7 protein-coding genes and 3 pseudogenes are annotated in these 7752 nt (G+C 54.6%); 3 read left to right on the top strand and 7 right to left on the bottom strand.

Features of this window, described 5'->3' with window-relative positions:
* A pseudogene (locus RUA4292_RS25365) lies at positions 1 to 89 on the top strand (IS6 family transposase); the annotation flags it as partial.
* Between the two features lie 82 nt (positions 90 to 171).
* Here RUA4292_RS25365 and RUA4292_RS24160 read toward each other — a convergent pair.
* The 3 genes and pseudogenes from RUA4292_RS24160 to gltS all read right to left on the bottom strand — a co-directional run bounded on the left by RUA4292_RS24160 (position 172) and on the right by gltS (position 3264).
* Positions 172 to 929 (bottom strand): IS5 family transposase gene (locus RUA4292_RS24160; RefSeq protein WP_145974996.1). Its coding sequence is split into 2 segments (ribosomal slippage): positions 172 to 611 and positions 611 to 929, totalling 759 coding nucleotides; the frame shifts between segments, so codons are not numbered across the junction.
* Positions 930 to 1000: 71 nt separating this feature from the next.
* Positions 1001 to 1795 (bottom strand): annotated as a pseudogene (locus RUA4292_RS16495) (DUF1194 domain-containing protein).
* A 249-nt stretch (positions 1796 to 2044) separates the two neighbouring features.
* Positions 2045 to 3264, bottom strand: a pseudogene (gene gltS / locus RUA4292_RS16490) (sodium/glutamate symporter).
* Between the two features lie 379 nt (positions 3265 to 3643).
* On the opposite strand from gltS, the gene rpe reads away from it, so the two are divergent.
* Positions 3644 to 4333: a ribulose-phosphate 3-epimerase gene (gene rpe, locus RUA4292_RS16485; protein WP_058278595.1), complete on the top strand. Its 690-nt coding sequence runs from the start codon at positions 3644 to 3646 to the stop codon at positions 4331 to 4333.
* Between the two features lie 25 nt (positions 4334 to 4358).
* Here the strand turns inward: rpe and RUA4292_RS16480 are convergent, their stop codons facing one another.
* The 3 genes from RUA4292_RS16480 to RUA4292_RS16470 are packed head-to-tail and all read right to left on the bottom strand — an operon-like array spanning position 4359 to position 5710.
* Entirely contained in the window at positions 4359 to 4958 is a 600-nt protein-coding gene (locus RUA4292_RS16480; protein ID WP_058278594.1) for a tetratricopeptide repeat protein, read from the bottom strand.
* Between the two features lie 21 nt (positions 4959 to 4979).
* Positions 4980 to 5483 (bottom strand): tetratricopeptide repeat protein, encoded by a 504-nt coding sequence (locus RUA4292_RS16475; protein ID WP_145974995.1) that lies wholly within the window; start codon positions 5481 to 5483, stop codon positions 4980 to 4982.
* Positions 5417 to 5710: a hypothetical protein gene (locus RUA4292_RS16470; RefSeq protein WP_058278592.1), complete on the bottom strand. Its 294-nt coding sequence runs from the start codon at positions 5708 to 5710 to the stop codon at positions 5417 to 5419. Before RUA4292_RS16470 ends, RUA4292_RS16475 begins: the two co-directional genes overlap by 67 nt.
* 432 nt (positions 5711 to 6142) lie before the next feature.
* Between RUA4292_RS16470 and RUA4292_RS16465 the strand changes: the two genes are divergently transcribed.
* The gene (locus RUA4292_RS16465; protein ID WP_058278591.1) at positions 6143 to 6484 is read left to right on the top strand and encodes a RidA family protein; all 342 of its coding nucleotides are present in this window, start codon (positions 6143 to 6145) and stop codon (positions 6482 to 6484) included.
* A 94-nt stretch (positions 6485 to 6578) separates the two neighbouring features.
* On the opposite strand, the gene tuf is transcribed toward RUA4292_RS16465, so the two are convergent.
* Positions 6579 to 7752: elongation factor Tu (tuf, locus tag RUA4292_RS16460; RefSeq protein WP_058278590.1), on the bottom strand; the 1174-nt coding region annotated here is incomplete at its 5' end.

The raw sequence follows: 7752 nt of genomic DNA, 5'->3' as shown, positions 1-7752 counted from the left end.
GTTGTATGTTCGGTTCCCGCTATCGCTTCGAAATGTGGAAGATTTGCTGCACGAACGCGGAGTTGTTGTGAGCCATGAAGCCGTTCGATACTGGTGGCATCGGTTCGGCCCGATGTTCGCATCCGAAATAAGAAAGCGACGCATCACGGGCATGAAGTCTAGGCTCAGGACTCATAACCAGAAAATTACGGTTGCGGCGAGAGCGATGGCCGAAAGGAACACCTTGGGGCATCTGTCATAGCGGGTTGCCACGCGCCTCCAATCTTTCAAGCGGCCAAACATGATCTCGATACGATTGCGGCGTTTGTATCGGCTTTTGTCATATTTGACGGCCTTGCCGCGTGACTTTCGCCCGGGGATGCAAGGCGTTATTCCCATATCTACAAGGGCTTCACGGAACCAATCCGCATCATAGCCACGATCCCCAAGCAGCCAGTCGGCTGCTGGCAGGCTACTGACAAGAGCTCTCGCCCCAGTGTAGTCGCTTACTTGACCGGCGGTCATGAAGAACCGAATGGGCCGCCCAACCGTGTCAGCCACTGCATGCAACTTTGTGTTCATGCCGCCTTTGGTACGCCCGATCAGGCGTCCGCGCCCCCCTTTTTGACCGACAAGCTGGAAGCTGTCCGGTGGGCCTTGAGGCAAGTCGCATCGATTGAAATCGTTTTATGGTCAGGGGCTTCAGCGGCAAGGCCCTCCATAATTCGGGCAAACACACCCATATCGCTCCACCGCTTCCAACGATTATAAAGCGTCTTAGGTGGACCATACTCCTTTGGTGCGTCAAACCAACGTAAGCCGTTGCGATTAATAAAGATAATACCACTCAATACCCGCCTATCATCGACGCGTGGCACACCGTGGCTCTTCGGAAAACAGGGCCGAAGCCGTGCCATTTGATCTTCGTTCAGCCAGTAAAGATTGCTCATATAACCCCCGCAGTTTGGGAGCTTGAATCACGCCGAACCGACAACCTCAATCAGATTAATAGGTCCTGAGCCTAGGGTATTTGTTGATTCCGTTCCCAGGTCTTCTCGCCAATCAGGCAGTCATGGTCTGAGGGTGAGACGTATTGCGCCTTCATAACCTCTCCTATTGCTGGCGTTGACCCAATTTCCAGAACCAATTTTCGTCGTACGGCCTCCGCAAAGCCTTGCCAATCAAGCACCGGGATTACGAATGAACCAGGTCCGCCCGTCACACCGTTCTGGTAGTAGACATCAAGATCGTCGAGGTGCCACTGACTCCCCATACCTTCATGGGCCATCAGCGGTTACCCATTTATGGTGATCGACTTCGACAATAGTGCCTCACGCGCTTGCAAAACCGGGCGACCCTGATTGTTGGGCTCGTCGCCAGAAACGTCGATAACTTTACGCAGACCTTCGAATTCGTTCCCTTCGATCATCGTTGCCCCGAAGATCAGGGCCTCAGAGATTGAAGTGCGGCGCAAGGCGGGATCGAAATGCGTGGTCAGAACACCCGCAAACTCATTCAGATCAGCGCGCGTTTCTAACAGCATACAGTCAACAATAACGTCTTGTGTTCCCGCCCACTCGACGTATGTCAAAGCCACCCGTTGCAAAGGGCCCGACTGAACAGCGGCGAAAACTTCATCCGACATCAATGCTGCGGCGTAACCCTGCCGCTGAATCTCGAGTTCTAGCTCAGTCATCGACCTTGAAACATCGACAAGAAGGGCCAGTTCCAGATTGAGTTCAATTTTCTCAGACGCGACAGGAGTTGCCGAGAGAGAGGCAATTGCGACAATTGTCAGGAGCAAGTTGCGTAGCATCAGTTAACGGACGGCGCGATGCGCTGTTAAGTCAAGCTTCAAGTGGTTGATCAAGTTTTTGTGGACAAATAACTCTACATCACGACGGCTTGGTTCAATCGTTGAGGTTATGGATGTCACTTAAGCGGAGTCACTAGTTTTAGCCCAAAGCGGACGTTCACAACTAGACTATGCAGGTTCCAAGGCACGGGCTAAGCCGACATAGATTTGCGGAAGCTGTTCTTTGGCTTCGACCAGAAACACAGTGCTTCAACCAAACCCAAGGAACCACTGAATTATGAACGCGTTCGCTAAATCGACAAAGAAAGCCGAAACTAACGGCAGAACAATAAACGCCACTGGCGAAGGGCCATACCGTTGCGTAACTGCCGTCATATTCGCGATGGCGGTTGGCGTTGCACCCAAAGAGAAACCGGCGAACCCCGCTGATATGACGGCTGCGAAGTAGTTTTTCCCCATCAGGCGGAACACGATGAAAACTATGAATGCTACGGCCGCGATTGATTGCAAAAGCATGGTTGTGATCAAAACGCCCGCGCTACTGGCGAGCGTCCACAACTCCATACTCATCAACGACATTGCCAAAATACTGACAGGCTGAATTCGGAGATCACGTTCATTGCAGGTGTGCCCGCCGGCCATTTGAGCTTAGAAAACAAGGGGGGCAGCAAGTTCGACAGCAAAATGCCGCTTAAGAGGCAAGGCACGAACAGTGGCAGTTTAACTCCTGCCGCCTCAAGTGCTTCAAATACAGAATACCCAATTGCAATAGCGATGTGAATCCAGAGCACGCAGTTCATCAGGTCTACATGAGTAACTGTCGATGGTTGATCGGTAGTTGGCTCTGCAACCGTCGCAACTTCTTCTTCTGCGTCGTCGACACTCTTGAGATCGTTCTTTTGAATGAGAAAACGGGCAATGGGTCCACCCAGGACGCTGGCCAGGATCAGACCAACGGTCGCTGTGGCTATTCCCAGTTCGGACGCGCCGACGACTTGATAGCTGTTTTCATTGGTTGGGCCCCAGGCAATGGCTGTGCCGTGACCTCCAATCAAAGATGCGGTTCCCAACAGCACGCCTGCTTGTGACGGCATGCCGAACAAAAGCGCACCAATCATGCCCACCACGTTCTGGACGAGCATAAAGGCAATCGTGAGGCCAAGCATGAGCACAAGAAGTGGTCCACCCTTTATCAGATCAGCGAAGCGGGCGTTTAGACCAACTGTCGTGAAAAAGTAGACCAACAAAAAGTCTCTGGCACTTAGTTCGTAACTGATTGCACGGCCAGTGGCCAAAACCACAAGCAAAGCCAGAATGGCCGCCAAAAGGCCTCCGCTGACTGGCTCCGGAATGCTGTACTTGGACAAGACTGCGTAACGACGAGTCAACCGCGCGCCGAGAAAATAGACCAATATCCCTATTGTGACGGCGCCATAGCTGTCAATTTCTATCGGATCAAGCAATTCCATAGTGTTTTGTGCCCCCGCCCAAGCAAATGTATCTCTGTCGGTTCTGTTAGGATTGGTTTTGTCTACGTTTCTGAGTCTGGGGAGTTAGATCAGATGTCCCATGCGCTCGAGACATACTTACATCCAAACCACCAGAGTTTCACGATGTCAAACCGGAAAATACTGTGCTTGAAGCGCTTGAACTTGTGGCAAGTAAAAACATTGGAGCAATAGTGGTGCCACCCCCAATTCGTGTTGGCGACCAGCTACAGGCGGGATTCAACGGCTTTGTGTCGGCACAGTGAAAGTTTTGTAAATACCCCTGCGCACCGAGGGCCTACCCATTGGCGCATATCGCCGCTATATGCTGTGCCAACACGCTATCCATATGAGGCCATTCATGAGCTTTGACCGCAGCATCAAGATCGCCCCGTCGATCCTGTCCGCAGATTTCGCCAATTTCGGTGCCGAGATTCAGGCCATCGAAGCTCAGGGGGCGGATTGGGTCCATATCGACGTAATGGACGGCCATTTCGTGCCCAACCTGACCTTTGGCCCGCCCGCCGTCAAAGCGTTCCGCCCCCATGTTAAAACGGTCATGGACGTGCATCTGATGATCACGCCAGTTGATCCCTACATTCAAGCCTACGCGGATGCAGGGGCCGATATCCTGACCGCGCATGTCGAGGCCGGGGCCCATACTCACCGTACTTTGCAGGCGATTCGCGCCGCTGGCATGAAGGCGGGCGTTGCGTTGAACCCCGGCACCCCGGCCGACGCGGTTGAACACTTGCTGGACCTGACCGATCTGGTTTGCGTCATGACAGTGAACCCCGGTTTTGGCGGCCAGAAATTCATCGACATGACCAACAAGATTCGCAAACTGCAGTCGATGATCGGAGACCGTCCAATCCATATCGAGATTGACGGTGGCGTCGACCCCAAGACGGCCCCGTTGGTGGCCGCAGCTGGTGCGGATGTGTTGGTCGCAGGTTCAGCCGTATTCAAGGGCGGTTCGGTCGATAACCCGGACGTCTACGGCGCAAATATCAAAGCGGTGCGTAGCGCGGCGGAATCGGCGACGTCGTAAATATCACTGCATTCGAAGTGACGCGCTAGTTCGAACGTTGCGCGTCACTTGTCGCATCCGGTTGACGGTTTTTGTACCGAGCACGCATCTTGATCGCTTGCATGAACCGCCCCTCGGCCACCAAAGCGGCCAGAAAGTCGCCAAGATAGTCCTGGTGCAGGCCTGCGGCGGTGGCAGAATCGAACATGCTTTCTGCTGCATCGAACCTGTCCTCGGCCAGCAGCACCAGCGCATTCGTATACTGCCCAAACTCTCCATCGGGATAGAGACCAAGCGCCTGATCAATGGCATCACGGGCTTCATCCGTGTACCCCAGCCCTAACGCGATATCCGCATGCAGGCGGTGGTCAAAGCGGTCGGCACCCTCAAGCGCGACACTGCGTCGAATGTGGAAAAGAGCGGCTTCATACTCGAGGTCGTCCGCCAACAGGCTGGCCCGCCAATAAAGTAGATAACTACCCGGTCCCACCCGGCTTTCCGCCAGCTCCAACACCTCATGCGCCTGTGATCTTTGTCCTAAGTCTGACAGCGCCCGCGCCTTTCGCACGTAGCCGTCCGTGTCATCAGGTTCGGCCTCAATCACCGCTTCGGCATCTTTCAATGCCTGTTTGGGCCGATCCAGCATCAGCAGGATAAGGGACCGGCGCTATAACGCGGTCACAAAATCAGGCTTCAGTTCCAACGCCCTGCTTACGTGTTCAAACGCGGCTTCCCAATCGTTCTGCTCGGACAACAGAAAGGCGACACCGTATTCCGCATATGGATCATATGGATCGAGTTCGCTGGCGGCTCTGAACAGGCTAAGCGCTTCGTCCTGCCGGTTATGATCCTCCAATATCCAGGCAAGCTCTCGCATCGCCCAAGTGTATTCAGGGTTCAGGGCCAAAGCGGTTTGCATCATCTCTTCGAATTCGGCAAAATCCATCTCTCCGGCCCGGCGCGCGCTGGCGGCCAGACCGGCCATGTTGCTGGCATTCGGTTTGCGAGACACGGCCTGCCGAAACAACCCGGTCGCAGCTTCACACTCGTCATGATAATAATGAACCCACGCCCGCCCCTGCAGCCCAAGCTCGGCATTGGGATTCAAGGCCAGAATTTCGGCAACCGCGTCATCGGCCTGATCCATATCATCGAGATCATAATAGGCCATGCCAGCTTATCAAAGATCTCAATACGCTGCCGATCAGATGCACCGACACCACCCTGCCCGTGCTGGCATATTTCGATGATACGCTCTGGCGTGTCACTCTGATCCAGACACGCGGAAACATAGGTTTCCTGAGAGTTCGTAAGCAAAGGCTTGGCTTGCACTACGCCTGCAATCGCGATCACTGCGGTTAGGGGAAACCCGATGAATTTGGTTAACGATTTGATCATGTTACCGAAAATCTGAATACCTGCCGCCAGAATACTGACAATTGTGAAAAGAAAAAGGTCGCCCCGGGTGACGCAGCCAAATAATCCGCCTGTGTGCCGAAAGAAACCCCGCCGCAGATTTTTCGGAGAATTTACGGATGGGCTGTGGGAATTGCGGTGGCAGATTGGTTGTAAGTATCAACGGCTTCCACAATCCACGCCGAGGCCACTCAGCGCCGGGATGGAAAAGCCCGTTCGCGTTTAAACGAAAGGTGGCAAAAACAAACGCTCGAGGCGGCACGAGTGCGTGATAGACCCACGCGCTTTCAAATCACGTTTATTTCCTGCGTATTAAACTTCTCTGAAACGTACTCAAACGGTTTCCGTTTGCCTTACCGGGTGGTTTGTGACCATGAACGACCGTATCCGACACCAAAAAACGAGAATACCCCCATGATTGAACGCATAGATACCGGCGAACGGTCCTCAAAAATTGTAAAACACAACGGTGTGGCCTATCTGACCGGGCAAGTCGCCGAGGGCGAGACAATTCAGGAACAGGTCCAGATTTGCCTCGAGAAGATTGACGCCCTTCTCGAACAGGCTGGCTCGTCGCGCGAAAAGATGCTGCGCGTGACGATCTGGCTGGCCGACATGAAGGATTTTGCAGGATTGAACGAGGTCTGGAATGCCTGGGTTCCAAAGGGCCATGCCCCAGCGCGGGCTTGCGGCGAAGCCAAATTGGCACGCACCGAGCTGAAGGTGGAATTCATCGTCGACGCGGCCTACGACTAATTCCTATCCGCGCAACGCTTGCTGACCAAAGCAGGAATGCAAACAAAAAGGGCGTCCCGAGAGACGCCCTTTTCGTTTGATATCTCGAGAGCGATTACTCGACGATTTTCGACACGACGCCAGCGCCGACGGTGCGGCCGCCTTCGCGGATGGCGAAACGCAGGCCGTTTTCCATCGCGATCGGTGCGATCAGCTCAACCTCGAACGACACGTTGTCGCCAGGCATAACCATCTCGGTGCCAGCTGCCAGGGTCACGGTGCCGGTCACGTCAGTTGTACGGAAGTAGAACTGAGGACGGTAGTTCGCGAAGAACGGAGTGTGACGACCGCCTTCTTCCTTGGTCAGGATATAGGCTTCGGCTTCGAACTTGGTGTGCGGTGTAACCGAACCCGGCTTACACAGAACCTGACCACGCTCAACGCCTTCACGGTCGATGCCGCGCAGCAGGGCGCCGATGTTGTCGCCCGCTTCGCCGCGATCCAGCAGCTTGCGGAACATTTCAACACCAGTACAGGTGGTTTTCTGTGTGTCACGGATGCCGACGATTTCGATCTCGTCGCCAACGTTGATCACGCCACGCTCAACACGGCCGGTCACAACGGTACCACGACCCGAGATCGAGAACACGTCTTCGACCGGCATCAGGAACGGCTGGTCAACAGCGCGCTCAGGTGTCGGGATGTACTCGTCCACGGCAGCCATCAGCTTGCGGATCGATTCTTCGCCGATTTCCGGCTTGTTGCCTTCCATCGCGGCCAGAGCCGAACCTGCGATGACCGGAATGTCGTCGCCGGGGTAGTCATACGAAGACAGCAGCTCGCGGATTTCCATTTCCACCAGTTCCAGCAGCTCTTCGTCGTCAACCTGATCCACTTTGTTCATGAACACGACCATGGTCGGGATGCCAACCTGGCGGCCCAGCAGGATGTGCTCACGCGTTTGCGGCATCGGGCCGTCAGCAGCGTTCACAACCAGGATCGCGCCGTCCATCTGTGCGGCACCGGTGATCATGTTCTTGACGTAGTCGGCGTGGCCGGGGCAGTCGACGTGCGCATAGTGACGCGTGTCGGTCTCGTATTCCACGTGGGCGGTCGAGATGGTGATGCCACGTGCTTTTTCTTCAGGCGCGCCGTCAATCTGATCATACGCTTTGAAGTCACCGAAATACTTGGTGATTGCTGCGGTCAGCGTGGTCTTGCCGTGGTCAACGTGGCCAATCGTGCCGATGTTGACGTGCGGCTTATTACGCTCAAACTTTTCCTTTGCC

Origin of the sequence: Ruegeria atlantica, assembly GCF_001458195.1 — a bacterium.
GTDB classification, from domain to species: Bacteria; Pseudomonadota; Alphaproteobacteria; order Rhodobacterales; family Rhodobacteraceae; genus Ruegeria; species Ruegeria atlantica.
The sequence above is the reverse complement of the archived record's forward strand: the minus strand, read 5'-3'. Positions and strand labels throughout refer to the sequence as shown.

What these genes read in the sequence shown, in the direction of transcription:
- rpe (WP_058278595.1), top strand. Translation starts at nt 3,644, where the DNA reads ATGAGCTTTGACCGCAGCATCAAGATCGCCCCGTCGATCCTGTCCGCA.
- RUA4292_RS16480 (WP_058278594.1), bottom strand. Translation starts at nt 4,958, where the DNA reads ATGCTGGATCGGCCCAAACAGGCATTGAAAGATGCCGAAGCGGTGATT.
- RUA4292_RS16475 (WP_145974995.1), bottom strand. Translation starts at nt 5,483, where the DNA reads ATGGCCTATTATGATCTCGATGATATGGATCAGGCCGATGACGCGGTT.
- RUA4292_RS16470 (WP_058278592.1), bottom strand. Translation starts at nt 5,710, where the DNA reads ATGATCAAATCGTTAACCAAATTCATCGGGTTTCCCCTAACCGCAGTG.
- RUA4292_RS16465 (WP_058278591.1), top strand. Translation starts at nt 6,143, where the DNA reads ATGATTGAACGCATAGATACCGGCGAACGGTCCTCAAAAATTGTAAAA.